This window comes from Gemmatimonadota bacterium (assembly GCA_009692115.1).
Taxonomy (GTDB): Bacteria; Gemmatimonadota; Gemmatimonadetes; order Gemmatimonadales; family GWC2-71-9; genus SHZU01.
Genome location: SHZU01000002.1, coordinates 296,517 through 321,080 on the forward strand (window position 1 = coordinate 296,517; position 24,564 = coordinate 321,080).

Here is a 24,564-nt window from a genome sequence, read left to right on the forward strand (position 1 = left end):
ATGATCGAACGCCCTCCCTATCGCGCCGCCGTGGTGGCCGCCCTCGTCGTGCTGGCGGGCTACGTGTTCACGCTGGCCCCCTCCGTGACCTTCTGGGACGCGGGTGAGTTCATCGCGTCGATGAAGGTCCTCGGTATTCCCCATCCGCCGGGCACCCCGCTGTTCATCCTGCTTGGGCATGTGTGGGGCAACGCCGTTCCGGTGGGCGAGTTCGCGTGGCGCACCAACCTGATGAGCGCGGTCTTCAGCGCCGCGGCGGCCGGGTTCTGGTTCTTGATCGTTCACCAGGTTCTGGTCCGGACGGTTCCAGGCGATGACGGGGGCATTCGCTGGCTCCGGTACGCCGGCGCCATGGCCGGATCGGTCATGGCCGCGTTTTCGTTCACTAACTGGCAGAACTCGAACGAAACCGAGGTCTATGCGATTGCCGCGTTCGTCGTCGCGGCAATTGGATGGCTGTGTCTCCGCTGGCGGGCTAGCCGGGGCTCCGACCATTCGTCCCGCATGCTCCTCTTGATTGGCTATCTCCTCGGCGCGTCGATTGCCAACCATTTGCTGGCCCTTTTGGCCGGACCGGCGGTCTTGGCCTTCTTGAGTGCTCATCTGTTCGAGGCGCCGAGCGGCGATCGCAACGAGCGGAAGCGGGAGTGGGCCCAGGTTGCGGTCCTCGGGGCAGTGTGGATCCTGCTGCTCGGAGTCGGACTCGGCAAACCGACCCTCGCGGCCGCCGGGGCGGTCTTGTTCATTGCCTCGGCCGCGTTCGCCGCCTCGGCCCAGAGCCTCGGATTTGCGGTGGTCGCCGTAGCCGTCGCCCTGATCGGCGTCACCCCGTACTTGTTCTTGTATCTCCGCTCACCCCAGAACCCGTTCATCAACGAGGCGGCCCCCGGTACCTGGGACGCGCTCCTCGCGGTCATTCGGCGGGAGCAGTATCCCCCTCGAAGCCCGCTCGACGATCCGACCTTTGCACACGGACCCGACAATCCCGGCCGAAATCTGACGATCATCGGCCTTCAAATGGTGAATTACCTCCAGTATTTCGACTGGCAGTGGGGACGGGGCCTGGTGGCCAAAATCGGGGCGCTTCCTCTTCGCTTGTTGCCGACGATGCTCTTCCTGTGGCTCGGACTGAAGGGGTCGTTGGCTCACCGGCGGGCCGATCGGAGCGGTTGGTGGTTTCTGCTTGCGCTCTGGGGCGCTACCGGCCTTGGGCTGATGGCCTACATGAACTTCAAGCCGGGCTTCTCGGTCGGATGGGAGCAATACCCCAGGGGTGATCAGCATGAGGTTCGGGAGCGGGACTATTTCTTTGTCCTGAGTTTTGTGGTCTGGGCCTGTTGGTCGGCCATGGCGCTGACTGACCTGGCCCGCCAATGGGTGGGCCGTCTCGCGCCGGCTCGTCGTGGCTTGGCGTTCAGTGTGTTCGCGGTCGCGCTGATCCCGGTGATCGGCAACTTCAAGGACGCTGACCGCCGGCATGGCCCCGATGCCCGTTTGGCCGGCGACTTCGCCTACAACATGCTCAACTCGGCCCCGCCGTACGGGGTGCTGTTCACCTTTGGCGACAACGACACCTTTCCCCTGTGGTGGGCTCAGGAGGTCGAGGGGATCCGCCAGGATGTCCGGGTCGTGTGTCTCGCGCTCTCGCGCACCGATTGGTATATCCGGCAACTGCGGGACAATCCCGAGCGAGACTTCAATCCGGCCACTTCGATTCCGTATTGGCGCGATGCGCCGGCGGTCAAGCCGTCCTGGCCGCTCCACAACATGACCGACGCCGAGATCACGGCCGCCGTTCCCCAATATCTTCCGAAGGCGGTTACGGTCAGCTTCGGCCCGTATCAGACCCGGCTCGACAGCAACACCGTGGTCTACACCGAGGACTTCGTCTCGATCCGGATGATCCAGCGGAATTTCGGGAAACGCCCGATTGTCTGGGGGCTGACCTCCGGCGGCAAGTACTACGGTCTCGAGCCGCTCCTCCTTCAGCGGGGAATCGGGATTTCTCTGGAAGCCAAGGTCGCCGATCCGGCCGACCCGAATCTCGACTTCCGGCGGATGTTCGGCGCCCCGCTCGACCTCAAGGCCACCGAGGAGTTGCTCACGAAGAACTACCGGTTCGCCGACCTGATGGGCCGGGGGGCGACGGGGCTGGAAACGACGGCCGCGGGGATCGCCCAGACCCTCGGGATGCCGTTTACGCAGATGGCGTTTCATGCCGAGGAGAAGGGTGACTACGCCGCTGTGGTCCGCCACCTCGAGAAGGCCGCGCAGCTCTCCGCCAATCCAGGGGTCAAGGACGCGCTGACGGAGGCTCGGCGGCGATTACAGACGAATCCTGATTCCACGCTTCCAATCCCTAGGTAAGTCCTTTTATTTTGGACGGTTATGGGATACGAGGACCTGCCGGGGCGGCTGGCCGAGATTCGGGAGCAGATCGCCGGGGCCCAGGCCCGGGGCGGGTTCGCGCATCCGGTCACGATCATCGCGGTGACGAAGAGCCACGGGCCAGAGGCGGTCCGGGCCGCGATGGCAGCCGGCCTCACTGACGTTGGCGAAAACCGGGTTCAGGAAGCGCTCGCGAAGCAGGACGAGATTGGCCTGGAGGCCGTCGGTTGGCATTTGATCGGATCGCTTCAGCGCAACAAGGCGCGCCAGGTCCTCGGCCGGTTTCGACTGATTCATTCGGTCGACCGAGAGGAGTTGGCGGAGGCTCTCGATCGCCGGGCCGCGGCGGCGGGGCGGCAGCGGGTGCTCGTCGAGGTGAATTGCAGCGGTGAGGCCCAGAAGGGCGGAGTGGGGCCGGAATCCGCCCCCGCGTTGGTGGCCAGCATCATCGCCAAGCCAGGGCTCGAGTTTCGGGGTCTGATGACGATGGCGGCACTCTCCGACGACGAACGGGTCCAGCGAGCGGCGTTTGGCAGGCTGCGGGGACTCAAGCAGGCATTGGAATCAGCGGGGACTCCGGTGGCCGAGCTCTCAATGGGCATGTCGGGCGATTTTGAAGCGGCGGTCGAGGAAGGCGCCACCTTGGTGCGGCTCGGGACGATTCTGTTTGGAAGGCGGGAGCCATGACGGAAGACGGGTTCCAACTCAGCGCGCATGATGTCCGACATCAGGAATGTGGCCGGGCGATGCGGGACTCCGACCCCTCACAGGTTGATGACTTCAAGGAACGGATTGCCCAGGAACTCGACCGGCTCTGGCGGGACCGGGGGCAGATCAACGATCGCCTCCAAGGCATGATGGAGCAGTTGAAGGTCTCCCGCGATCGCGAACGAGCCATGAACGATGCCTTGATCGCCGCGCAACAGCTCCGGGCCGACGTTCAGTCCCAGGCGGACAAGGAGGCCGGCCCGATGCTTCAGCGGGCCCGAGGCCAAGCCGACCAGACGCTGCTCGAGGCCCGAAACGAGGCGGAGCGCCTCATGGAGCAAGCCCGGGTCAGCGAGGAGCGCCTTCACTATTCGAGTGAGACGGTGCGGCAGCAATTCTTGGCGTATGTGACCAGCGATCGCCGCCCGCTCGAACGGGAGCTCGACGAACTCGACGCCCTCGCGTCCGCGGACACTCGCGCCGACGCCTGGCTGCCGAGGCCCGCCTAGATGGGGCGTTTCCCGGTCTGGCCGGACGGTGGTGCCGATCGTCTCGAGCAGAGCGTGCTTGAGCGGTGGAGAGTCGACCGGCTGTTCCATCAGGTCGAGGCCCGCCGGAAGGGCGACCCACCCTTCGTCTTCTTCGAAGGGCCGCCGACGGCAAACGGGCGGCCCGGGATTCACCACGTCTTTTCGCGGACCATCAAGGATCTGTTCTGCCGGTTCCGCTCCATGCAGGGGCGGGCGGTGACCCGGATTGCCGGCTGGGACACCCACGGCCTCCCGGTCGAAATTGAAATCGAGAAGCGACTCCAGTTGAAAGGCAAGAAAGACATCGAGGCGTTCGGTGTCGAAGCCTTCAATCGACTCTGCCGCGAGAGCGTGTTCACCTATCAGAATGAGTGGGTGGCGCTGTCCGACCGGATCGGGTATTGGCTCGACTACGACCGTCCCTATGTCACCTGTACGAAGGAGTATATCGAGTCGGTGTGGTGGCTGCTCCAACGACTCCATCAAAAGGGGTTGCTGGTCCGCGGCCACCGGGTGCTCCCGTACTGCCCACGATGCGGAACAACCTTGTCGAGTCACGAGCTGTCGTTAGGCTACGCCGAAGTCCGGGATAAATCGATCTATGTAACCTTTCCGCTCGAGGACGGTACCGGCCGGGAACTGGTGGTGTGGACCACGACACCCTGGACCGTGGCCTGCAATGTTGCCGCGGCGGTCCACCCTGACCTCGAGTATGGTACGTATCGAATGCCCGACGGGCGCCGGTTGGTTGTCACGACCGCGAGGGCGTCGATCCTCCTGTCGGGCAAGGATGCCCCGCCGCCGGCACCGGACTCGGTGGAGTTGGGCGCCGCCTTGGTTGGGAAGCCGTACCGCCGGCCGATCGACGTGTTCCCGATGCCGCCTGGCGCCCACTCGATAGTGGTCGGGGCCGATTTTGTGACGGCCGCCGACGGCTCGGGTATCGTGGGGATGGCGCCGGCCTTCGGCGCTGAAGACTATGCCACCGGGCAGCAGCACGGGCTGGCCATGCTTCGGCCGGTGGCGCCCGACGGGACCTTTACCGGTTCGGCCTGGCTGGAGCTCGAGGGAGCGTTGGTCACGGCCGACAGCACCACGGAGCTGATCATCCGGCGGCTTAAGGCCGACGGCCACCACCTCAAGACGGAGCAGTACGTCCACAGCTATCCTCACTGCTGGCGGTGCAAGAGCAAGCTGATCTACTACGCCAAGGATTCCTGGTTCGTCCGGACCTCAGCGGTCAAAGAGCGGATGGTTGCCCTCAACCAGACGATCAACTGGCACCCGCCGGAGGTCGGCACGGGACGGTTTGGCGAGTGGCTGGCCAATAATGTCGATTGGGCCCTCTCCCGCGACCGGTACTGGGGTACGCCCCTCCCAATCTGGGTCTCGGATGCCGATCCCGATGTCATTGAGGTCGTCGGGAGTCTGGCCGATCTCGAACGGCATCTGGGCCGAAAACTGCCGGAGGATTTCGATCCCCATAAGCCGTTCATCGACGACCTGACGTGGCCGGCGCCGGCCGGTGGTACGATGCGGCGGGTCTCGGAGGTCATCGACACCTGGTTTGATTCGGGCTCGATGCCCTATGCCCAATGGCACTATCCCTTCGAGCACCAGGCCGAGTTCAAGGGGCACTTTCCGGCCGATTTCATTTGTGAGGGCGTCGACCAGACCCGGGGCTGGTTCTACTCGCTGCTGGCGATTGGCACGGCGGTCTTCGATGAAATCCCGTACCGCAACGTCGTCGTCAATGAGCTGGTCCTCGACGCCGAGGGCCAAAAGATGTCGAAGAGCAAGGGCAACGTCGTCGATCCGTGGGCGGCGGTGGGCGAGTTCGGGGCCGACCAGGTCCGGCTCTACCTCCTTGCCTCAAGTCAGGTCTGGCTGCCAAAACCCTTCGACCGGGCGGCCATTCCCGACACGGCGGGTGGATTTCTGAACACCCTTCGGAATACCTACAATTTCTTCGCCCTGTACGTCACCGAGGCCCCGGCGCCCGCTCTTTCCGACTCGCTCCTCGATCGATGGATCCGGAGCCGGTTGGCCTCGACGGTTCAGGCGGTCACGGCGGCCTGGGACGGGTACGATGCGACCACCGGGGTCCGGGCGGTCATGGACTTCGTCGACGAGCTGTCGAACTGGTATGTCCGGCAAAGCCGGGCTCGGTTCTGGGCGCCCGGACGCGATGCCGATCCGGCGGCGGCCGCCACTCTGGCCGAGTGCCTGGTCACCGTTACCCGGCTGATCGGGCCTGCCGCGCCGTTCGCGAGCGACTGGATGCATCAAGCACTGGTGGGCCAATCCGTCCACCTCGCCGATTTTCCGCGAACCGACTCCGGCGTGATCGATCCCGACCTCGAACGTGCCATGGACGGGATCCGGCGACTGGCGTCGCTCGGCCGGAGCGCTCGTGAAGCGGGCAACCGTCGGGTCCGTCAAACCCTCGGGACGATGCGGGTCGCGGTTCCCAAGGAGGTCGACAATGCTCGGTTCCGGGACTTGCTGGAGCTCTTGGCGCAGGAAATGAATGTCAAAGCGGTCGAGGTCGTCAGTTCCGATCGGGATCTCGTTCGGCTCAAAGCCAAGGGTAACTTTCGGAACCTCGGCAAGCGGTTCGCCAAAGACACGCCGCGGGTGGCCGCGCTCGTCGCCACGCTGCCCGCCGGGCACCTGCATCGCCTCGACCACGGAGAGACGGTCACGACCGACTTCGAAGGGACCGCCATCGACCTGGGACCCGACGATGTTCTCATTGAACGGGAAGTGACCAGCGATTGGCTGGTCCAAAGCGCCGGCCCGTTTGTCGTTGCGCTCGATCCGGTAATCACACCCGACCTGGCGCGGGACGGTCTGGCCCGCGAGATCGTCAGCCGGGTTCAGCGGCTCCGGAAGGATGCCGGGTACGAGTATACCACCCGGATCGTGTTGTCGGTCGCGGGCGATGCTGCGGTGCTTGAAGCCGTTCGCGCCCACCACGATTTCGTCCAGGGAGAAACCTTGGCCGAGCGGTTGTTGATTGACGAAGTATTGGACCCACGTGACGCGCGGGACGACGCGCGTATCGACGATCACCAGGTGACGCTCGCGGTTGGCCGAGCGGCGTCCCACGCACCACTGAGGGTGTCATGAAGAAGGATCAACTGAAGCATTTGGAACAGCGACTGCGCGACGAGCGAGCCCGGGTGATGAAGGAGTTGGGCTACTACGACGACGCGTTCAACTCGACCCAGCAGAACTCCGACGGCGATCTCTCGTCCTACTCGTTCCACATGGCCGATCAAGGCACCGATACGATGGAGCGGGAGAAGCAGTTTCTGTTCGCCTCCCAGGAGGGTCGCTACCTCTGGCATGTGAACCAGGCCCTCCGGCGGCTGTACGCTGCTCCGGAGACGTTCGGGCGCTGCCATACCTGTGGCAAGGACATCAGCTTCGAGCGGCTCGACGCGTTGCCGCACGCCCGGCTCTGCATCGGGTGCAAGGAAAAGGAAGAGGATGAAAAACGGCGGTAGCTGGCATCGCGCCTTCTGGCCCTTGGCCCTGGTGTGGGTTGTGGCTGATTATGCCACCAAGCGGTGGGCCGAGTCCACGCTGACCCCGTACGGACCGGTGAATGTCCTCGGCGAGTGGTTTCGCTGGCGGCTTGCCTACAACCCGGGTGCGGCGTTCAGTCTGTCCCTCGGTCCCTATTCGCGGTGGATCTTCATGGTCATCGCGGCCGTGGCGGTGGTCGGGATTGCCTGGAAGGCCCGCGATGCTGATTGGAATGACAGGCTTCGGCAGATTGCCGCGGCGCTCGTCGTTGGCGGGGCCGCCGGGAATCTGATCGATCGGATCCGCGGGGCGGCCGGCGTGGTCGATTTCATCGACGTCGGCATTGGGATGACCCGGTGGCCGACGTTCAACGTCGCCGATATGGGAGTCAGTTGCGGGGCCGTCGCGCTCGCGATCTCGTTTTGGCTCGAGGATGCTCGGAAAGCAAAAGAAGCCGCCGTCACACCGTCGTCTCTCTGAGGAGTACCCCCTGATCACGATCGCCTTCTCCGTCGCGGCCCCCGCCACCGAGCGCCTCGATCGTTTTCTTGCCGATCAGCTCAGTCTGTCCCGAACCCAGGCCGCCCGACTCGTGGCGGCCGGCGCCGTCACCGTCAACGGCCTGGTGGCTCGCGCCTCCCGACTCCTCAGCCGGACGGAAGCGGTTGAAGTGGCGTTCGACGACGACGAGCCGCCTCGGGTTATTACCCCCCATCCCATCACGCTGGTGGTGGTGTTCGAGGACGAGCATCTCGCCGTGATCGACAAGCCGGCCGGGTTGGTCGTCCACCCGGCGCCGGGCCATTGGGATGACACCCTGGTCAACGCGCTGGTGGCCCGGGGCACTTCGCTCTCCGACGGCAGTGCCGGCCGGCCCGGCATCGTCCACCGGCTGGACCGGGACACCTCGGGGCTCATGGTCATTGCCAAGAGCGATCTGGCCCATCGGCGCCTGGGGGCCGCCATCGCGGCCCGGCAGGTCAAACGGACGTACGCCGTCCTGGCCTGGGGCCACCTCGACAGCCCCTTGGTCGAGGTGTCGGCCCCGGTCGGGCGCCACTCGACCGACCGGAAGCGGATGATCGTCCGCCCCGATGGCCGGCCCGCCCGGACCGATTTCCATCGGATTGCCCGGTTCGACGTCGCCGAACTGCTTCGGGCCGAGCTCCACACCGGACGGACCCATCAGATCCGGGTCCACCTCCAAGAGATTGGACACCCAGTGGTAGGCGACCGAGTCTACGGGGGCGGCGGCCCTCGCCGAATGACCGGCGCGAGCCGAGTTTTCGCGGAACGCCTGAACGCCCTGGTGGGCCGGCAGGCCCTCCATGCGGCCAGGTTGGCCTTTAAACACCCGGTCACCGCCGAGCTGCTATCCTTCTCGGCCGACTGGCCGTCCGACCTCCGACCAGCTCTGCAACTCGTTGCAGGGCAAGTTGATCCGGCCGATTGGCTGGCCTGTCTTGGGTTCGATGGGAGTCCTGGTGCCTGACGTGGCCGTCGGCAAGGTGGTGGCCTGTCGGATCGGCGGGCGCCAGTTCGCCCTCCCCGTATCGAGTGTGCGCGAAGTTTGCACGGGATTCAGTCTAGTCCGGGTGCCGGGAGTTGCATCCCCGGTCGAAGGCGTCGTGAACATTCGCGGTACCCTCGTGACCGTGGCCCGGGGCGCGGAGCTGTTTGACCTGCCCGGCGATGGTCCTGGGGTGTCGAAGGGGCTCGCGGTGTTGGGGGCCGTCGGGGGACGGATCGGGCTTGGCGTGGACGAAGTGCTTGACCTCGATACCGGAACGACCGGAATCGATTCGGTAGACATTGCATCCGTGCTCGGATCGGTATTCGACCGGCTCGGGTAAGCTCTGACTCAGGTCGCTGGAGGGGCCTGTGGCGCAAACTGTTCTGGTCTGCGATGACGCGATGTTTATGAGAACCATGATCGCCGATATCCTGCGTCAAGCGGGATTCGAGGTGGTCGGCGAGGCGGAAACGGGTGACCAAGCGGTCAGCAAGTATCGCGGACTCCGTGTACACGTTGTTCGCCTGGACCCAGGGCGGCTTCACGTTTGACGCCGGCGTGAAGCCCGAGTGGGAGGGCGAGCTCGATCGCATCAGCCCCGAAAATCTCCTTCTTGAAGGGGCCCGGCGGATCGACGAATGGACGTTGATCGAAAAGAAGATCCCGAGTTTCGACCTGGTGTTTGCCCTCGACCGCAACGCCTTGGCCAATGAATCGCTGGCGTTTACCGAAGCGCAGCGGCGAGTGCTCCCGCTGATTGACGGGGTCCGTGATACTCGTGAGGTCATCGAGGCCTCCGCGTTAGCCGATTTCGACGCCGGCCAGGCCCTGTTCGGGCTGATCACCGCGGGTTTGGCCCAACGCGTCGGCACATCATCGAAGACGACGCCGGCCCGGCTCCTCGAGGTCCAGATCGAAGAGCATCGCAATCTGGGCATTGCGTTCCTCCGCACCGACATGCTCGATGAGGCGGCCCGGGAGTTTCGTCGCGTCGTCGAGCTTCGGCCCTCCGAAGGCTCGGATCCGTTCCTCCTCGGCGTCATTGCGGAAGCCAGGCCCTGTGACCGAGTCGGCCGATTCGCTGCGCCGGGAAGTGGCGCTCCTCGAAACCAGCCTCGAGTTGGCAACGGCGGTGGCCAACCAGGAGGAATTGAAGCGTCGAATCATTGCCGTCTTCAAGGCAACGGACGCCGCGATCGCCGAGCTCCAGACCACCCGCGACAGGATCAAGGGTCTGGTCGACCGGTACAAACAGATTGGCGCCGAGGACGTCACCGGGCCGAAGTTGGCGGCAATCCGCCCGGAGACCCGAGCCGACCATTTGGGTGCGTCGACTTATATCGAGAAGGGCTGGTCGTTCATTGCTTTGGGCGATCACGCGGCCGCCACGCAGGCACTGACCCGGGCGTTGGAACTCGCCCCCGGAGATCTCCATGCCCAGACGTTGTTGGGGTGGGCCCAGATGCTCGACCTCAAATGCGACGAAGCGCTGGTCACCTTCTCCCGGGTGTCGGCCGAGGAGCCGGGCAACGCCCTCGCGCGCGTCAACGTGGGGTACATCTGCCTCCGAAAGCGAATCTTCGGCGAAGCGATCGAGCACCTCAGCCGGGTCGTCCGCCTCGGCAACGACCGGAAGGCCATTCGGTACGCCAATTACTACCTGGGACTCGGGTACCTCGAGCGCGAGATGGATCTCGACGCGGAGGCGTTCTTGAGCAAAGCGGTCTCGCTCGGCCCAAGTCTTGTCGAGGCGTATTACGACCTCGGGCGGGCTCAGTGGTTCGGCGGCAATCAATCCGGGGCCAAGGCCACTTGGAGCAAGGGCGCCACCGCGAATGGATTTGCACCTTGGTCAGTCCGTTGCCGCGAACTTCTGGAATCGGTCGAGCGTGGCGGCACCGTGCCGCGCGCTTCGGCTTCGGCCTGATCCTCGGCGGCGCCCGTCTCGGGGCGGCCCAAGCTGCCGGCACCGACAGCCTGAAAACGGTTGAGGTTGGACAAATCCGGGCGGCTGCTCTGCCGCGGGATCTCGATCTCGCGGTCGCGTTGGCCGAACAGGCCGATCGGCCCGCCACCTGGTATCGCCTGGGCCAGCGGTCACTCGGGCCGCTGGTGTTGGTCGTCGTCCGCGGCCAGGAACGGTTCAACGCCATTTCGCGGGGCCGAGTCCCGGGCTGGGGTGCCGGACTCGCCCTGCCGGCGGCCCGGTTCGTCCTCGTCCGAGCCGACGGTGACGATCCCTTTCGGGTCCTCCGACACGAACTCGCCCACGTCGCGTTGCATCAGGCCATTCGAGGCCGAGTGCCGCTCTGGTTCGACGAAGGGTACGCGGTCATCGCCGCTGCCGAGTTTAGCCGGTTCGACCGGCTGGCCTTGAATCTCACGGTGGCCCGCGGGAAGGTCCCGAGTCTCGATGCCCTCGCGGCTGGATTGCGCGGCAACCAATCGACGGCGGAGGCCGCCTATGCGCTCGCCGGCACCGCGGTGACCTTTCTGGAACGACGAATTCCCACCCGGTCGCTCGAACCGTTGATTGCCCGGCTGGCCGCCGGGGTGCCGTTCGACAGCGCCGTGATCCTCACGACCGGTCTTTCGACGGATCGGTTCGAGGAGGCCTGGCGCAAGGATGTCAAACGACGCTACGGCCTGGGCCTCTGGTTCTTGGGTGGCGGCGTCTGGGTTGTCGTCGCCCTGCTCCTCGGGGCGGGGTACTGGCTCCGTCGGGGCCGCGATCGGTCGCGCCGGGCCGCGCTGGACCTTGGGTGGGATGTGCCAAACGGTGACGCCATGGAGCGACGGCCAGCCGATCAGCCCAAAACTGACGACGAAGCTTGACCAACTGACCCTCCTGTCATATTCTCAAGCCCTTATGCACCAAACGGATGCGCCCCCCAATACTCGTCGAGGCCTGCTCGGCCCGCGGAACCTCATCGTTTTGGCGATGGCGGTCGGGTGTCTGGTCGTCGGTTATATGGTATTGTCGGCAGGCAAGCCAAGCCTCGCGGCCGTCTTGCTCGTCATCGGGTATTGCGTACTGTTCCCCTTGGCTATCGCGTTGTAGCAGTCCGGTGCGGGCCGTTCTCCCGTGCATGGATGGCGTGAAAACGCGTCTCCATGGATGCCGTAGTCACAGCAGATCTCTCGTGCCCGCTCGGGCGAATAGCTCAGCTGGTTCAGAGCGCCTGCCTTACACGCAGGATGTCGGGGGTTCGAATCCCTCTTCGCCCATGTTCCGTCGCCAACTCTGGCGGCGGATCCGCCACCCGGACCCGGGTGACCTCGTAGGGAGGTTGTCAAGAATGCGTTTCCGTGTTTCTCCCCTCGTGCTTGGTCTTCTGACGGCCGCTGCCGTCGCGCCGACGCACGCCCAATTGCGGGCGAGCCGCCCGCCGACAGCGCCGAAAAACCTGCCGCGTCTGTTGATTGCGAATCCGCATTCGTTTCAGGCCGCGGACTCCGCGGCCGCGGTCCGGGTCGGCACCGGGATGCGGGAGAAGATCGAAGGCGTCGCGGACAAGTGGTACAACACGATTCAACGCACTCAGATGAACGATGCGTTGATTCAATACGGCTACCCGCCGGATGCCGTGCTGCCGCCGTTGGTCGCCCGCCAACTCGGCACCCAGCTCCAGGCCCGGGCCATCGTGGTCGGCACGTTGAGCCGCGGTGAGGGTGGGCGGGTCAGCATTGAGGTGCGACTGCTGGCCGGCAATGACCAGACGGGGCACATGGCCTCGATGACTCAGGCCACGGGCCAGAGCTTCGAGGATTTTGGTGGTAAGCTCGGCGAGTCGCTTCGGGGCGCTTTCAACGCGCTCCAAGAATCCAAAAATTGCGACGATTTGGCGGCCACCCAAGGGGACAAGGCAATCGGAGCGGCCACCAAGGCCCTTAAGGTCCAGCCGAATCACGGCCCCGCCGAACTCTGCCTCGCGAAGATTGGAATCGCCAAGAAGGCGCCGGCCGATCAGATCATCGGCCACCTCAGAAATGCCTCGCTCGGCGACCGGTTGAGCGTCGAGGTGCTCGGCGGTTTGCTCGGACAGCATCAAGCCAGAGGCGACACCGTCAACGTCCTGGACTCGTACCGCCAACTGATCTTGGTGGCCCCGAACAACCAGAAGGTCGTCGAAGAGGCCATCCGATACTTCATTGCCGCCGGCAAGTCGGACCTCGGCGAGCAGATCGCTCAGGACGCCATTGGGCGGGACCCGTCCAACCCCGATATGCACAACCTGCTGGCCACGGCGTGTCTGGTGCAGGACAAAGCGGAAAAGAACCTCTGCGCCATCAAGGCCATGGAAATGGTATTCACGCTCGATACCGCCAAGGCCGACACGTTCAATCTGGCGAAGGTGCTGTACGTCGCCTCGCGTGACTCGTCGAACGGAGCGATCTACGTCAAGTGGGGCGAGTTCGCGGCGAAGAAGTTCCCGACCAATGCGTCGCTCCTCAATGAGCTCGTCAAGGGCTACGAACTGACCGGCCCGGTGGACAGCGCCGTCGCCGTGACTCGGCGGCTGATCGTGGTCGACAAGGTCGACATGAGCCCGGTTATTCGGTCGGTCCGGGCCTTGCTCAAGGAGAAGCGGTTCCGAGAGGCCACTGAGCTCGGGGCGCTGGTCGAACAAAACGGCCAGGACAATGACAAGGCGAATCTCGGGAGCGTCCTGGCCCAAGAGGCCGGCCTTCCGATCCTCCAGACCCAGCCGATCGATTTCCCGCTGGCGGCCGAGATCGGGAAAAAGGCAGCCGGCCTGCTCCGGCCGGGTGGTCGGGCCCACCAACTGGCCAGCTACGTCCTGGGCTTCGGCCTGCTCGGCCAGGTGCCGACCAAAGACACTGATGTCGTCAACACCAAGAGTTGCGATGCTGTGAGTATTCTCGATGCCTGGATTGTCGAGACGAAGGCCGCGTTGACAGCCGGACAGCCGATTCAGCCCGAGGTGGTCGGGCAGCGGATCCAGGCCCTCGATGCCGGATACGGGCCGCGGATCGCGCAAATGAAGAAGGCCTATTGTAAGGGCAACTGAGCGGTTCTATATTCCGCGGCTCGTAAGGACTTTGGGGCTGTAGCTCAGCTTGGTTAGAGCGCCGCACTGTCACTGCGGAGGTCGCGGGTTCGAGCCCCGTCAGCCCCGTTTCCCGGGTTCCAATCACCCCGTCTCGTCCGAGGCGGGGTGATTGCTTTGAGGCCACCGTGACCATTCCTTCGTTCCACGAGCCCGTCTTGGGCGCCGAATTGCTGGCCATGGTTGGCGGGGCCAGGCGTGTCGTCGACGGCACCTTGGGCGATGGCGGTCACGCCGGCTTGTTCTGGGCCCGGGGGGCCACCGTCCTGGGGATTGATCGCGATCCCGTGGCCTTGACCAGGGCCCGGCACCGCCTGGGAGACGAGCGAGTTACCTACCTGCTCGGGAGCGCGTTCGACTCCGAGACCTTGACCGAGATTGGCCGATTCGGCCCCGACCTGATTCTACTCGACCTGGGCGTCTCGTCCCGACAACTCGACGATGATGGCCTCGGATTTACGTTCCGGCCCGGGGCCCCCCTCGACATGCGAATGGCCCGCGCCGGAACCACCGCCGCCGATCTGTTGGCCGAAGCGAGCCAAGCCGAGTTGACAACATGGTTGGCCGACTACGGAGACGAACCCCGGGCCCGTCGGCTGGCAACCGAGTTGGTCCGGCGGCGGGGCACCCGTCCGTTCCTCGTCAGCGATGACTTGGTCAACGCCATCCGGGCGGCGTTAGGTCCCCGAAGCGGCCCGGCCGACTTTGCCCGAATTTTCCAGGCGTTTCGCATCGCCGTCAACGACGAACTCGCCGGCCTCGCCGCCGCGCTGCCTCGGCTGCGAGACCTCTCGGCCGCCGGTGGGGCTGTGGCCGTGATTAGTTATCATTCCGGCGAAGATCGCCTGGTCAAGAACGCCTTTCGGGATTGGAGTCAAGCCTGCATTTGCCCACCCACCCATCCGCGCTGTGTCTGTCGGGGTCGGCCCCTTGGCCGCTTGGTCACCAGGCGTCCGGTCGGCGCCGGCGAGGACGAGATTCGGCTCAATCCGCGGGCCCGGAGCGCCAAGCTTCGGGTCTTCGAGCGGACTGATGGCGCGCCGAGCTAAGGCCCGCGGGCGCTACTGGCTGGCCTTCTGGTTGGTCGGGTTCTTCGCCGTCGCGGTCACCGTTCTGCTCCGCCAGACGGCCTCCTATGATGTCGCCGCGCGGCTCCGCGAGCTCAAGAAAACCCGGGGCGGGCTCGAAGCCCTCCACGCCCAGACCGAACGGCGGATTCAAGTGGCCTCGACCGCGCAGGTCTTGCTCCCCAAGGTCGCCCGCCTCGGACTGGCCGTACCGCCCGATACTGCGATGACGATTCTGATGATGGGCGATTCGACCGTTGACGGGCGGAACCGGTAGTATGGCCAAGCCGGAAACCCGCATTCAGGCGATTCAGGTCGGGCTCCTGATCGGGGCGTTGGCGCTGGCCGGGCGGGCTGGTTATCTCCAGCTGGTCCGGGGCGGGGACTACGCCAAGCGGGCGGCGCGCCAGCGCACGGAACACAAATATCTCGAGGCACCCCGCGGGGTTATCTACGATCGGGGGGGGACACCGCTGGCGACCTCGCTCGAACGGTATCATGTCACCATTGCGGCCGAACAAGTCAAAGATAAGCCCACCCTCCTCAGAGTTTTCCGGTCGGACATCGGCGGAAAGTCCGACCGATTGGCGGCGGCGTTGCGCTCGGACGAGCCGTTCTATGCTCACGGGCCGTACACCGCCGGCCAAGTCCGCCGGTTGCGAGAGATCCGGGGCGTGCATCTGGCGCCGATCTACCGCCGGGAATACCCCTCGGGTCCGCTGGCCCGGCCCCTGATTGGCTCGCTCACGGCCGACAGCTCCTCGGGCGCAACGGGCCTCGAGCGCTTTCTTGATTCACTCCTCCAAGGCCTCCCTGGCGAAACCGTGCTGCTCAAAGACGCCAGCGGCCGAACCTACGAATCGCCGGGGCGGGTCGTTCGGCTCCCGACGCGGGGTCACGACGTGATTCTGACCATCGACAAAGAGTTGCAGGAAATCGCCGAAGGTGGCTTGGCCGCCGCGTTCGAGGCGTTTCATCCCAAACGTGGGGACGTCATCTTTCTCGACCCCCGGACCGGTGAGATCCTGGCCGCCGCGTCGCGGGAGGTCACCGACGATGGGCAGCCGATGGCGAGCGCATCGTACTTTACCAGTGCCTTCGAGCCGGGCTCGACAGCCAAGCCCCTGACCGCCGCGGCGCTGCTCGAGTTGGGTTTGGTGGATGGCGACGATACGGTCTCCCCCGAGAATGGCCGATGGCCCATGCCGGGGCGGAGCAAGCCGATCGTGGATGACCATCCCCAGAAGATTCCGGTGACGTTGGCCCGGGCGATTCAGGTTTCCAGCAATGTGGCCATGGCGAAATTCTCGACCCGGCTCACACCGGCCCAACATTATGACGCGCTCCGCCGCTTCGGCCTTGGGTCGCCGACGGGGGTGGAGTTTCCGTTTGAAGAGCCCGGCGTCCTGCCGGGTGCCCATACCTGGCGGGCCGGCGGGACCGGCCCGAGCACGGCGATGGGGTACGCGCTCATGGTCACCCCGGTTCAGTTGGCGGCCGCCTACGCCGCGCTGGCCAACCAAGGGCACCTCTTGGTGCCCGCGATCGTCAAGGCGATCCGCCGCCCGGACGGGGAAATCATCTACCAGCACCGGCCGACGGTAGTGCGGAATGCTGTGTCGGCGGAAGTGGCCGCCAAACTGCGGCAATTCCTCGCCCTGTCCGCCGCCGATTCGGGGACCGGAGGACGGGCCCAGGTCAAGGGATCGGTGTTAGGCAAGACCGGGACGGCCAAGCTGGTCGAAAACCGTCAGTACACCAACAAACACGCCGCCTCGTTTGCCGGCATGTATCCGGCCCGGGCCCCTCAACTGGTGTTCGTCGTTCGGATCGAAGACCCGCAGGGAGCCTATTCCGGCGGCTTGGTGGCGGCCCCGCTGGTCGGCGATATGCTGCGCCAGGCCCTCGCGGCCCGGCGAACGACCTTGGACCGAGCCATACTGGCGGAGTCACGGATTGAACGTCCCGAACCCCGGTCGGAGGTCGTCAACCGCGGTGACGTCAAATGGGTCGGACTCCCGCTCCCTCCTGCCGGGCCGACGCCGGGCCGGATCGCGGAGATTCCCGATGTGGTCGGTCAGTCGGTCCGGGCGGCGGCGGTGGCGCTGCACCGCCGAGGGTTTCGAGTCCGCCTTGAGGGCCGGGGTACCGTGGTCCGGATGTCTCCAGAGCCCGGTGACTCCTTGAGCACGGGCATGGTGGTCACAGTCACCGCCGCGCCGGAACGTCCCTCATGACCCCGATGCCGCCCGATCCCGCCGAATTGCTCGCGGCGCTCCGAGCCGAGTCGTTGCTGGTCGCCGCCCCACCGCGGCTTCCGGCCCTGGCGCGTATCACGACTGACAGCCGTTCGGTCGAGCCCGGAGGCATCTTCGTGGCGGTCCGGGGGTTAGAGGCCGACGGGCATCGTTTTCTCGCCGCGGCCGTGGCCGCCGGCGCTGGGGTCGTGGTCGTGGAGCGGCCATCCGGTCTGGCCGTAGCCGAGATCGTCGTGACGGATGGCCGCCGTGCGGCGATCGCCCTGGCCCGCGCCTGGTATGGCGATCCGGGCCGCCGGCTCTCGCTGGTCGGGGTGACGGGTACCAGCGGGAAGACAACGACCACGCTGCTGGTGCGGCACCTGTTGAACGAGCGGGGAACCGCCGGCAGCATCGGGACCCTCGGGGCCTTCGACGGATCGGACCGGCCGATCCGTTCAACAGCCGGCTCGCTGACCACGCCGGGTCCCGTCGATCTGCAGGCCACGCTCGCCGGCCTCGTTAGCGCGGGCGTCGACCGGGTCGCGATGGAAACGTCCTCGCACAGTCTTGACCAGGGGCGGCTCGACGGCCTCCGGTTCGATGGGGCGGTGTTCACCAATTTGTCGCGGGAACACCTCGATTATCACCGGACCATGGACGAGTACCGCCTCGCCAAGCTCAAGTTGTTCGACTATCTCGCTCCCGGCGGAATCGCGGCGGTGAACGGCGACGATCCGGCGTGGGCGGGCCTCGAGGCTAGGCCGAAGGTCCTGACGTTCGGGCTCCGGCCAGGAGCATCGGTGCGCGCCGAGGCGGTTCACCTCGGACCGGTCTCGAGCCGGTTTACCCTGACCGGTCGGTTTGGCACGGCCGAGCTCGAATTGCCGTTACCCGGTGAATTCAACGTGTCGAACGGGCTCGGGGCGGCCGCGGTCGCCCTCGGCCTTGGGATTGACATTCGGTCGGTGGCACGGAGGTTGGCCGCCGCGCCGCAGATCCCCGGGCGGATGGAGCGGTTGGTCGAACGGCCGTTCGTGGTGCTCCGCGACTACGCCCACAAACCCGACGCGCTCGAGCGGGTCCTCCGCACGCTCCGTCCGCTGACGACGGGCCGGCTGATCGTGCTGTTCGGCTGCGGCGGCGCCCGGGACACCGGGAAGCGCCCGATCATGGGACGGATCGCCGCCGACCTCGGCGATCTGATCGTGGTTACGTCGGACAACCCGCGGACCGAGGATCCCGAACGAATCATCGACGACATCCTGGCAGGTATTCCGGCTGGAGCCACGGTGCGCCGGATCCCGGACCGGCGGGCGGCGATCCAGTGGGCGCTAGGTGAGGCTCGGCCCGGCGACACGCTGCTGTTGGCCGGGAAGGGCCACGAGACCTACCAGATTATCGGGACCGAGTCGGTCCCGTTCGACGAACGGACCATCGTGGCCGACGCGCTCAGGGGTTCGTGATGCGATGGACCGATGAATCGGTTCGGATCGCCCTCGGCCTTGGCTCCGGTGAGTCGAGTATCGGCTACAGTGGCGTGGCGACCGACACCAGGCAGATCGGGCCGGGCGCGTTGTTCGTGGCCCTCGAGGGTGAGCGCTTCGACGGCCATGCGTTCCTCTCCGAGGCCCAGGCGGCCGGCGCCACCGCGGCCGTGGTTCGCCGGAGCACCGAGCCGGTCGGGGGGCTCCGGCTCTATGAGGTGGACGACCCCCTCCGGGCGTTCGGATGGCTCGCTCGTCACCGGCGGCGGCAGTGTCCAGGACCGGTGGTTGCGGTAACCGGCACCAACGGCAAGACGTCGACGAAGGAAATGCTCGCGGCCATGCTCGGCACCCGGTACCGGACCCATGCCACCCGTCTGAACCTGAACAACCTGGTGGGCGTGCCGCAGACGATTCTTGAATGCCCGGAGGGAATCGAGGCCATGGTGGTAGAGGCCGGGGCGAACCGGCCGGGCGAAATCGCCCGATACCGGGAGATCATCGAGCCGGACATCGCGGTCATCACCAACGTCGACGCCGGCCATCTCGAGGGGTTTGGATCGCTGGCGGGGGTCCTGGAAGAAAAGCTGGCTCTGGTACGGGACGTTCCGTTGGCGATCGTCGGCGTCGACAATCCGGATCTGGCAGCCGGCGCCCGACCAGTGGCCCGGCGGGTTGTCACCGCGGGGCTTTCGGGTGCCGATGTGGTGCCCGATCAGGTTGTGGTCCAACCGAGTGGCCGGCCACGGGTCACGGTGGGCGAGGTCAGTTTTACCGTGGCCCAGTACGGGCTTCATCAGGCCAAGAACGCCATGCTGGCCTGGGCGGTTGGCCAGGCCCTGGGTTTGCCGCCGACCCGGGTGGCGCGGGCGCTCGAATCGTTTACTCTTCCGGCTGGCCGCGGCGACGTGGCCGAGCACGGTCGCCTGACGATTTTCAACGATTCCTATAACGCGAACCCAGCTTCGTTCCGGGCTCTGGTAGATCTCGTTCGGTCGATGCGGGCCGGCCGGCGGCTGGTGTTCGTGGCGGGCACCATGCGCGAACTCGGGACCCAGTCCACGGCGGAGCATGTTGCGATTGCCGATGCTCTGGCGGCGCTCGATCCCGAAGTGCTCGCGGCGGTTGGAGAATTCGTCCCGGCGCTCGAGCGTCACCGGGCCCAGTTCGGCCCTCGACTGGTGACGGCGGTGGATGCGGTTGCCATTGGTCCGCTGGTGGCGGAGCGGCTCCGGGGCGACGAGCTCGTGGTGCTCAAGGGTTCCCGCGGCGTACGGCTGGAACGGATCATCCCTGACCTGGTGGGTCGCGCGGCGACCTAGAGTCGAGTCCAATGCTTTATCATCTGTTGGCCCCGTTGGGCCGCGACCACATCCTGTTCAATCTCTTCAACTACATCAGCTTCCGTGCTGCCGGCGCGGTCGTTACCGCCTTGGTCATGTCGTTTTGGCTCGGCCCGATCATCATTCGCCAACTGACCGAGCACAAGGTCGGCCAGGTGGTGCGACCCGGGCTTCTTGCCTCGCACGAGGCCAAGCGGGGCACCCCGACGATGGGGGGACTCATCATTCTCCTGGCCACTGTGGTGCCGACCCTGCTCTGGGCCCCGTTGACGAATCGATTCGTGGTGGTGGCCATCTTAGCCACGCTCTGGACCGGGGCGATCGGTTTCCTGGACGACTACCTGAAGGTCGTTCAGGGGAAACCCCGGGGCTTGATTGCCCGCTGGAAGCTGGTGGGCCAGTGCAGCTTCGGCATCGCGCTGGGCTTATACCTGTGGCTTCAGCCGGTCGTCCCGGAAACGACGTTGCCGTCGACGGCGACGGTCCTGCCGTTCGTCAAATACACGGTGGTGCTGTTCCTGCCGCTGGTGTACGTCGGGTTCGTCACGTTGGTGGTCACGGGTACCAGCAACGCGGTCAACATGACCGACGGATTGGACGGCCTGGCCACGGGCCTGACCGCCATTGCCGCCGGCGCGTTCGCGTTCTTTGCCTACATATTCGGCCGCGTCGACATGACCTCCTACCTCAACTTCTACTATCTGCCAGGGGCCGGCGAGCTCACGGTGTTTTGTGCCGCGTTGATGGGTGGGGCAATCGGTTTTCTCTGGTTCAACGCCCACCCCGCCCAAGTCTTCATGGGGGACACCGGAAGTCTCGCCATCGGCGGGGCCCTTGGGACCGTGGCGATTCTGCTCCGGGCCGAGTTCCTGCTGTTGATCATCGGCGGGGTGTTCGTCGCCGAGCAAATGTCGGTCATTCTCCAGATGGGTGTCTACAAGTTCTACAAACGGACCCGGGGCCGGGAGTATGCGGATGCCCACCGGGTCTTCCGCATGGCGCCGCTTCATCATCACTTCGAGAAGAAGGGTTGGGCGGAAACCCAGGTCGTGGTGCGGTTCTGGATCGTCGGCCTCCTCTGTGCCCTGGTCGCGTTCGCGACCCTCAAGATTCGTTAGGCACGTCCGGTGTTCGGGATCGACCTTCGGGGTGAGGTGGCCGTCGTCGGTTTGGGCCGGAGCGGGTCCGCCGCCACCCGGTTGCTATGCCAAGCCGGGGCCCGGGTCTATGCGTCAGACGGGGGCCGCGGGCTCGGCCTCGAGGCCACCGCCGCCGCCCTTCGGGTGTTCGGCGCGGCGGTCGACGTCGGGAGCCATGATCTCGACCGGATTCGGCGGGCCAGTGCCGCCGTCCTGTCGCCCGGGGTGCCGCCCGACGCACCGCCGGTGGTCGTGGCTCGGGAGGCGGGGATCCTGGTGCTGGCCGAGGCCGAACTCGGGCTCCGGGCCTTGGGACCGGAGGTCCGGTTTGCGGCGGTGACCGGCACCAACGGCAAGACGACGACTACGAGCTTGGTGGCCCACCTCCTGACCTCCGCCGGTCTTTCCGCCCGGGCCGTGGGCAACATCGGCACGCCGGTGTCGGAGATCGCCCTGGCCGCCGAGCGGCCGGCGGTGCTCGCGGTCGAGCTATCGAGCTTTCAGCTGCACGACATGCCGACCCTTCGTCCGACGGTCGGCGTGCTGACCAACCTGGCTCCCGACCACCTCGACCGTTACCCGACCATCGACGCCTACTACGGCGACAAGATGCGGCTGGTCGCCAACGCCACCCGAGACTCGTTGTGGATCACCAACGAGGATGACCCGGCGTCGGCGGCGTGGTTTGGGTCACCCAAGGGCCGGCGGCGCCGGTTTTCGATTCGGGGCCGGAGCGACGGCTGGTACGATCGTGAGCGGGACTGCCTGAAACTCGGCGACGTCGTGATCGTCGAGCGGTCCCGGTTGCCGTTGTTGGGCGACCACAACGTGGCCAACGCGCTGGCCGCCGCGCTGGCCGCCCATGGGTTGGGCGCCTCGGTGGCTGCCATTGGCCGGGGCTTGGAAACCGCCCCGAGGCTGGCGCACCGGATCGAGCCGATCAGGGAGGTGGGGGGCGTCCTGTGGATCAACGACTCCAAGGCCACCAACATTTCGTCGACCGAGGTGGCCGTGGCGGCGATGCAGCGGCCCTTCGTGCTGCTCTTGGGCGGCCGGCACAAGGGCGAGCCGTACGACCGCCTGGCCCCGTTGCTGGACCGGTGCCGGGCCGTCGTCGCCTTTGGGGAGGCGCGCCCGGTAATTGTCGGGGACCTCGGGGGATTGGTCCGGGTCGAACAAGCGACGACGTTCGAGGAGGCCATGGGCATCGCGGGTGCTCAGGCCGCTCCGGGTGATGTAGTGCTGCTGTCACCGGCGTGTTCCAGCTACGACCTGTTCGCCAACTACGAGCAACGGGGCGCCCGGTTCCGGGCCCTCGTGGAGGCCATGTGACCCGTCCCGCCTTCGACCATCCCGCCGATCACCGGTGGGAGACCCGGTTGATCGTGGTCCTCGCTGCCGTCCTGACGGTGTTTGGTCTGGTCAGCCTGTACTCGGCGGCCACCTTCCAGGCCGGCGCGTTCCGGGAAGTCTTGAAGCAGCTCACCGCAGCCGGGGCGGGCGGGGTCGCGTTGTTGATCGCCGCGGGGATCGACTACCGCCGGTGGACCCGCGCCGCCTGGTGGCTCCTGGGACTGACGGTGGTGTTGCTGATTGCCCTGTTGATGCCGGGGGCGGCGGTCATCAACGGGTCTCGCCGGTGGATCAGCGTGGCCGGCGTCGGGTTCCAGCCCTCGGAGTTGGCCCGGTTCTCGATCGTGGTGTGGGCCGCGATGATCGCCGCGAAAAAAGGCGACACGATCGGGCAGTTCACAATGGGCGTCTTCCCGGTGCTTTTGGTCACCGGCTTCGTGGCGCTGCTGGTGCTCGCCGAACCGAATCTCTCGATCGCCACGATCATCGGGCTGCTCGGGGGCGTGGTGCTGTTCACCGCCGGCGCCCGGATCGGCCAGTTTTTGCTGGTCACGGTGGTGGCCGTCTTTTTGGCCGTGGGCTCGATCATGGCGGTCCCGTATCGGTTCACCCGGGCGAAGTGCTGGCTCGGCCTCGCCACCGATTGCGCCACCGGGACGAACTATCAGCTCGACCAAGCCACCAAGGGATTCGCGTCGGGCCGGTTGCTGGGCGCGGGGTTCGGGGAGGGACAGCTCAAGTTGGAGTATCTCCCGTACGCCACCAATGACTTCCTGTTTTCAACGATCGGAGAGGAGTGGGGATTTCTCGGCGTGCTCTTCGTCCTTGCCCTCTTCGTCCTGTTCTGCTGGCTCGGGTTCCGGATTGCCCGCACCGCACCCGATCCCTTCGGGCAGTATCTCGCCACCGGCCTCACCGCGTCGGTTGGGCTGACGGCTCTGATGCACATGGCCGTGAACGTCGGGTTGATGCCGACGACCGGCGTCACCCTTCCGTTCATGTCGGCGGGCCGGTCGAGTTTGATGGTGACCCTGGTGTCGGTCGGGGTGATCGTCAGTGTGGGGCGGATGCGGGGGCGCCTGGGCCCGCCGTGACCGCGACGAAGACCGTGATGATCGCGGGCGGCGGAACCGGCGGCCATCTGATGCCTTCCCTGGCCATCGCCGAAGCGCTCCGGGCCCGGCACCCGGGGTGGCGGATCGTGTTGGTTGGCGCCACCCGCGGCGTGGAGGCCCGGTTGCTTCCCGAGCGGGCCTTTCCGTTCCATCTCCTGCCGTTCGAACCGATCTACCGCCAGCAGTGGTGGAAGAACCTGCGATGGCCGGCGTTGGCGGTCCGGCTGATTCGGCTGGTCGGCGAACTCCTCGACCGCGAACATCCCGACTTGGTGTTAGGCACCGGCGGCTACGCGTCGGGTCCGGTCGTCTGGGCGGCGGCTCGCCGGGGGCTCCCGACGGCGATTCTAGAGCAGGACGCATTCCCCGGCTTGGTCACCCGGTGGCTCGCCCCGCGCGTCCGGGAGGTGTATCTCGGCGCACCAGAGGCGGCGGCGGCGTTGAAGCCCGGCCCCCGCACCCGAGTGGTGTTGACCGGGAGCCCGATCGTACCGCCCTCCTTCGAGCGTCAAGCCGCGGCCCGCGCCGCGCTCCACATTACTCCCGGTCGGGCCGTCGTCGTCGTGATGGGCGGGAGCCAGGGCTCGCTCGCGATCAATCGGATGATTGCCGAATGGCTCGGGCAGGGCGGGGCGGATCGCCTAACGCTGCTCTGGGCCGCCGGTACGGCCACCTTTCTTGACTTCCGCCATCTCCATGCGCCCCCTCACGTGCAGGTCGTGGCGTTTCTCGATCCGGTGGCCGACGCCTACTCCGTGGCCGATCTGGTCGTCTGCCGGGCCGGGATGATGACGATCGCCGAGGTGGCCGCCTGGGGCGTGCCCAGCCTCTTGATTCCGCTCCCGACCGCGGCCGCCGACCATCAGACCAAGAACGCCGCCGCCATGGCCGGGGCCGGGGCGTCGGTCATGCTGGGCCAGACCGGGCTCGACTCGGCGATGCTCGGGCGGACCATTGCCGAGTTGCTTGGCGACCGGCCCCGCCTCAACCGAATGGCCGCCGCCGCCAGGCAGCGAGGCCGGCCCGGGGCGGTCGCGGAGATCGTCGCCGCCCTGGAACGGCTACTCGCGTCCTGATC

The 24,564-nt window shown here is 66.2% G+C and carries 21 protein-coding genes, 2 tRNA genes and 1 pseudogene; 23 read left to right on the plus strand and 1 reads right to left on the minus strand.

Annotated elements, in window-relative coordinates:
- The 11 genes and pseudogenes from EXR94_03825 (at position 1) to EXR94_03875 (ending at position 10,600) form a co-directional block, all read left to right on the plus strand.
- Complete coding sequence (locus EXR94_03825; GenBank protein MSR01858.1) at positions 1–2,367, plus strand: DUF2723 domain-containing protein; 2,367 nt, start codon at positions 1–3, stop codon at positions 2,365–2,367.
- Positions 2,368–2,388: 21 nt separating this feature from the next.
- Positions 2,389–3,075, plus strand: a complete 687-nt coding sequence (locus EXR94_03830) for a YggS family pyridoxal phosphate-dependent enzyme (GenBank protein ID MSR01859.1) — start codon at positions 2,389–2,391, stop codon at positions 3,073–3,075.
- Complete coding sequence (locus tag EXR94_03835) at positions 3,072–3,605, plus strand: DivIVA domain-containing protein (GenBank protein ID MSR01860.1); 534 nt, start codon at positions 3,072–3,074, stop codon at positions 3,603–3,605. The genes EXR94_03830 and EXR94_03835 overlap by 4 nt, the downstream gene beginning before the upstream one ends.
- Positions 3,606–6,758, plus strand: a complete 3,153-nt coding sequence (locus EXR94_03840) for an isoleucine--tRNA ligase (GenBank protein MSR01861.1) — start codon at positions 3,606–3,608, stop codon at positions 6,756–6,758.
- Positions 6,755–7,138 (plus strand): TraR/DksA family transcriptional regulator, encoded by a 384-nt coding sequence (locus EXR94_03845; protein MSR01862.1) that lies wholly within the window; start codon positions 6,755–6,757, stop codon positions 7,136–7,138. Before EXR94_03840 ends, EXR94_03845 begins: the two co-directional genes overlap by 4 nt.
- The gene (gene lspA / locus EXR94_03850) at positions 7,122–7,640 is read left to right on the plus strand and encodes a signal peptidase II (protein ID MSR01863.1); all 519 of its coding nucleotides are present in this window, start codon (positions 7,122–7,124) and stop codon (positions 7,638–7,640) included. Before EXR94_03845 ends, lspA begins: the two co-directional genes overlap by 17 nt.
- A 19-nt stretch (positions 7,641–7,659) precedes the next feature.
- Positions 7,660–8,652, plus strand: a complete 993-nt coding sequence (locus tag EXR94_03855) for an RluA family pseudouridine synthase (protein ID MSR01864.1) — start codon at positions 7,660–7,662, stop codon at positions 8,650–8,652.
- Positions 8,489–9,013 carry a chemotaxis protein CheW gene (locus EXR94_03860; protein MSR01865.1) on the plus strand — a complete coding sequence of 175 codons (525 nt, stop codon included), beginning with the start codon at positions 8,489–8,491 and terminating at the stop codon, positions 9,011–9,013. The genes EXR94_03855 and EXR94_03860 overlap by 164 nt, the downstream gene beginning before the upstream one ends.
- Before the next feature lie 28 nt (positions 9,014–9,041).
- Positions 9,042–9,224 (plus strand): response regulator, encoded by a 183-nt coding sequence (locus EXR94_03865; GenBank protein ID MSR01866.1) that lies wholly within the window; start codon positions 9,042–9,044, stop codon positions 9,222–9,224.
- Positions 9,148–9,315, plus strand: a pseudogene (locus EXR94_03870) (DUF4388 domain-containing protein). Before EXR94_03865 ends, EXR94_03870 begins: the two are co-directional and overlap by 77 nt.
- A 322-nt stretch (positions 9,316–9,637) precedes the next feature.
- The gene (locus tag EXR94_03875) at positions 9,638–10,600 is read left to right on the plus strand and encodes a hypothetical protein (GenBank protein MSR01867.1); all 963 of its coding nucleotides are present in this window, start codon (positions 9,638–9,640) and stop codon (positions 10,598–10,600) included.
- A 170-nt stretch (positions 10,601–10,770) separates the two neighbouring features.
- On the opposite strand, the gene EXR94_03880 is transcribed toward EXR94_03875, so the two are convergent.
- A complete protein-coding gene (locus EXR94_03880) occupies positions 10,771–10,956 on the minus strand; it encodes a hypothetical protein (protein MSR01868.1) in 186 nt (61 codons plus the stop codon).
- Positions 10,957–11,826: 870 nt separating this feature from the next.
- Here EXR94_03880 and EXR94_03885 point away from each other — a divergent pair.
- The 12 genes from EXR94_03885 to murG all read left to right on the plus strand — a co-directional run bounded on the left by EXR94_03885 (position 11,827) and on the right by murG (position 24,562).
- Positions 11,827–11,901, plus strand: a tRNA-Val gene (locus EXR94_03885).
- 71 nt (positions 11,902–11,972) lie between these two features.
- Positions 11,973–13,706 (plus strand): hypothetical protein, encoded by a 1,734-nt coding sequence (locus EXR94_03890; protein MSR01869.1) that lies wholly within the window; start codon positions 11,973–11,975, stop codon positions 13,704–13,706.
- A 33-nt stretch (positions 13,707–13,739) separates the two neighbouring features.
- Positions 13,740–13,814: transfer RNA gene (locus EXR94_03895), tRNA-Asp, on the plus strand.
- 59 nt (positions 13,815–13,873) lie between these two features.
- Positions 13,874–14,794: a 16S rRNA (cytosine(1402)-N(4))-methyltransferase gene (gene rsmH, locus EXR94_03900; protein ID MSR01870.1), complete on the plus strand. Its 921-nt coding sequence runs from the start codon at positions 13,874–13,876 to the stop codon at positions 14,792–14,794.
- Positions 14,778–15,089 (plus strand): hypothetical protein, encoded by a 312-nt coding sequence (locus EXR94_03905; GenBank protein MSR01871.1) that lies wholly within the window; start codon positions 14,778–14,780, stop codon positions 15,087–15,089. Before rsmH ends, EXR94_03905 begins: the two co-directional genes overlap by 17 nt.
- A 1-nt stretch (position 15,090) precedes the next feature.
- Positions 15,091–17,049, plus strand: a complete 1,959-nt coding sequence (locus EXR94_03910; GenBank protein MSR01872.1) for a PASTA domain-containing protein — start codon at positions 15,091–15,093, stop codon at positions 17,047–17,049.
- On the plus strand, positions 17,046–18,515 hold the full coding sequence (locus EXR94_03915; protein MSR01873.1) for a UDP-N-acetylmuramoyl-L-alanyl-D-glutamate--2,6-diaminopimelate ligase: 1,470 nt from the start codon (positions 17,046–17,048) through the stop codon (positions 18,513–18,515). The genes EXR94_03910 and EXR94_03915 overlap by 4 nt, the downstream gene beginning before the upstream one ends.
- Positions 18,515–19,858 (plus strand): UDP-N-acetylmuramoyl-tripeptide--D-alanyl-D-alanine ligase, encoded by a 1,344-nt coding sequence (murF, locus tag EXR94_03920; protein ID MSR01874.1) that lies wholly within the window; start codon positions 18,515–18,517, stop codon positions 19,856–19,858. The genes EXR94_03915 and murF overlap by 1 nt, the downstream gene beginning before the upstream one ends.
- A gap of 11 nt (positions 19,859–19,869) precedes the next feature.
- Entirely contained in the window at positions 19,870–20,997 is a 1,128-nt protein-coding gene (locus EXR94_03925; protein ID MSR01875.1) for a phospho-N-acetylmuramoyl-pentapeptide-transferase, read from the plus strand.
- 9 nt (positions 20,998–21,006) lie between these two features.
- On the plus strand, positions 21,007–22,350 hold the full coding sequence (gene murD / locus EXR94_03930) for a UDP-N-acetylmuramoyl-L-alanine--D-glutamate ligase (protein ID MSR01876.1): 1,344 nt from the start codon (positions 21,007–21,009) through the stop codon (positions 22,348–22,350).
- A complete protein-coding gene (locus tag EXR94_03935) occupies positions 22,275–23,465 on the plus strand; it encodes a cell division protein FtsW (protein ID MSR01877.1) in 1,191 nt (396 codons plus the stop codon). The genes murD and EXR94_03935 overlap by 76 nt, the downstream gene beginning before the upstream one ends.
- Positions 23,462–24,562 (plus strand): undecaprenyldiphospho-muramoylpentapeptide beta-N-acetylglucosaminyltransferase, encoded by a 1,101-nt coding sequence (gene murG / locus EXR94_03940; protein MSR01878.1) that lies wholly within the window; start codon positions 23,462–23,464, stop codon positions 24,560–24,562. Before EXR94_03935 ends, murG begins: the two co-directional genes overlap by 4 nt.
- Positions 24,563–24,564: the final 2 nt, after the last annotated feature.

Excerpts from the sequence above, each read along its gene's own strand:
- EXR94_03835 (MSR01860.1), top strand. The coding sequence starts at position 3,072 with ATGACGGAAGACGGGTTCCAACTCAGCGCGCATGATGTCCGACATCAG.
- lspA (MSR01863.1), top strand. The coding sequence starts at position 7,122 with ATGAAAAACGGCGGTAGCTGGCATCGCGCCTTCTGGCCCTTGGCCCTG.
- EXR94_03875 (MSR01867.1), top strand. The coding sequence starts at position 9,638 with ATGAGGCGGCCCGGGAGTTTCGTCGCGTCGTCGAGCTTCGGCCCTCCG.
- EXR94_03845 (MSR01862.1), top strand. The coding sequence starts at position 6,755 with ATGAAGAAGGATCAACTGAAGCATTTGGAACAGCGACTGCGCGACGAG.
- EXR94_03880 (MSR01868.1), bottom strand. The coding sequence starts at position 10,956 with ATGCAACGCGACGTGGGCGAGTTCGTGTCGGAGGACCCGAAAGGGATC.
- EXR94_03840 (MSR01861.1), top strand. The coding sequence starts at position 3,606 with ATGGGGCGTTTCCCGGTCTGGCCGGACGGTGGTGCCGATCGTCTCGAG.
- murF (MSR01874.1), top strand. The coding sequence starts at position 18,515 with ATGCGATGGACCGATGAATCGGTTCGGATCGCCCTCGGCCTTGGCTCC.
- EXR94_03830 (MSR01859.1), top strand. The coding sequence starts at position 2,389 with ATGGGATACGAGGACCTGCCGGGGCGGCTGGCCGAGATTCGGGAGCAG.
- EXR94_03925 (MSR01875.1), top strand. The coding sequence starts at position 19,870 with ATGCTTTATCATCTGTTGGCCCCGTTGGGCCGCGACCACATCCTGTTC.
- EXR94_03910 (MSR01872.1), top strand. The coding sequence starts at position 15,091 with ATGGCCAAGCCGGAAACCCGCATTCAGGCGATTCAGGTCGGGCTCCTG.
- EXR94_03890 (MSR01869.1), top strand. The coding sequence starts at position 11,973 with ATGCGTTTCCGTGTTTCTCCCCTCGTGCTTGGTCTTCTGACGGCCGCT.
- EXR94_03860 (MSR01865.1), top strand. The coding sequence starts at position 8,489 with ATGCGGCCAGGTTGGCCTTTAAACACCCGGTCACCGCCGAGCTGCTAT.
- EXR94_03905 (MSR01871.1), top strand. The coding sequence starts at position 14,778 with ATGGCGCGCCGAGCTAAGGCCCGCGGGCGCTACTGGCTGGCCTTCTGG.
- EXR94_03825 (MSR01858.1), top strand. The coding sequence starts at position 1 with ATGATCGAACGCCCTCCCTATCGCGCCGCCGTGGTGGCCGCCCTCGTC.
- EXR94_03915 (MSR01873.1), top strand. The coding sequence starts at position 17,046 with ATGACCCCGATGCCGCCCGATCCCGCCGAATTGCTCGCGGCGCTCCGA.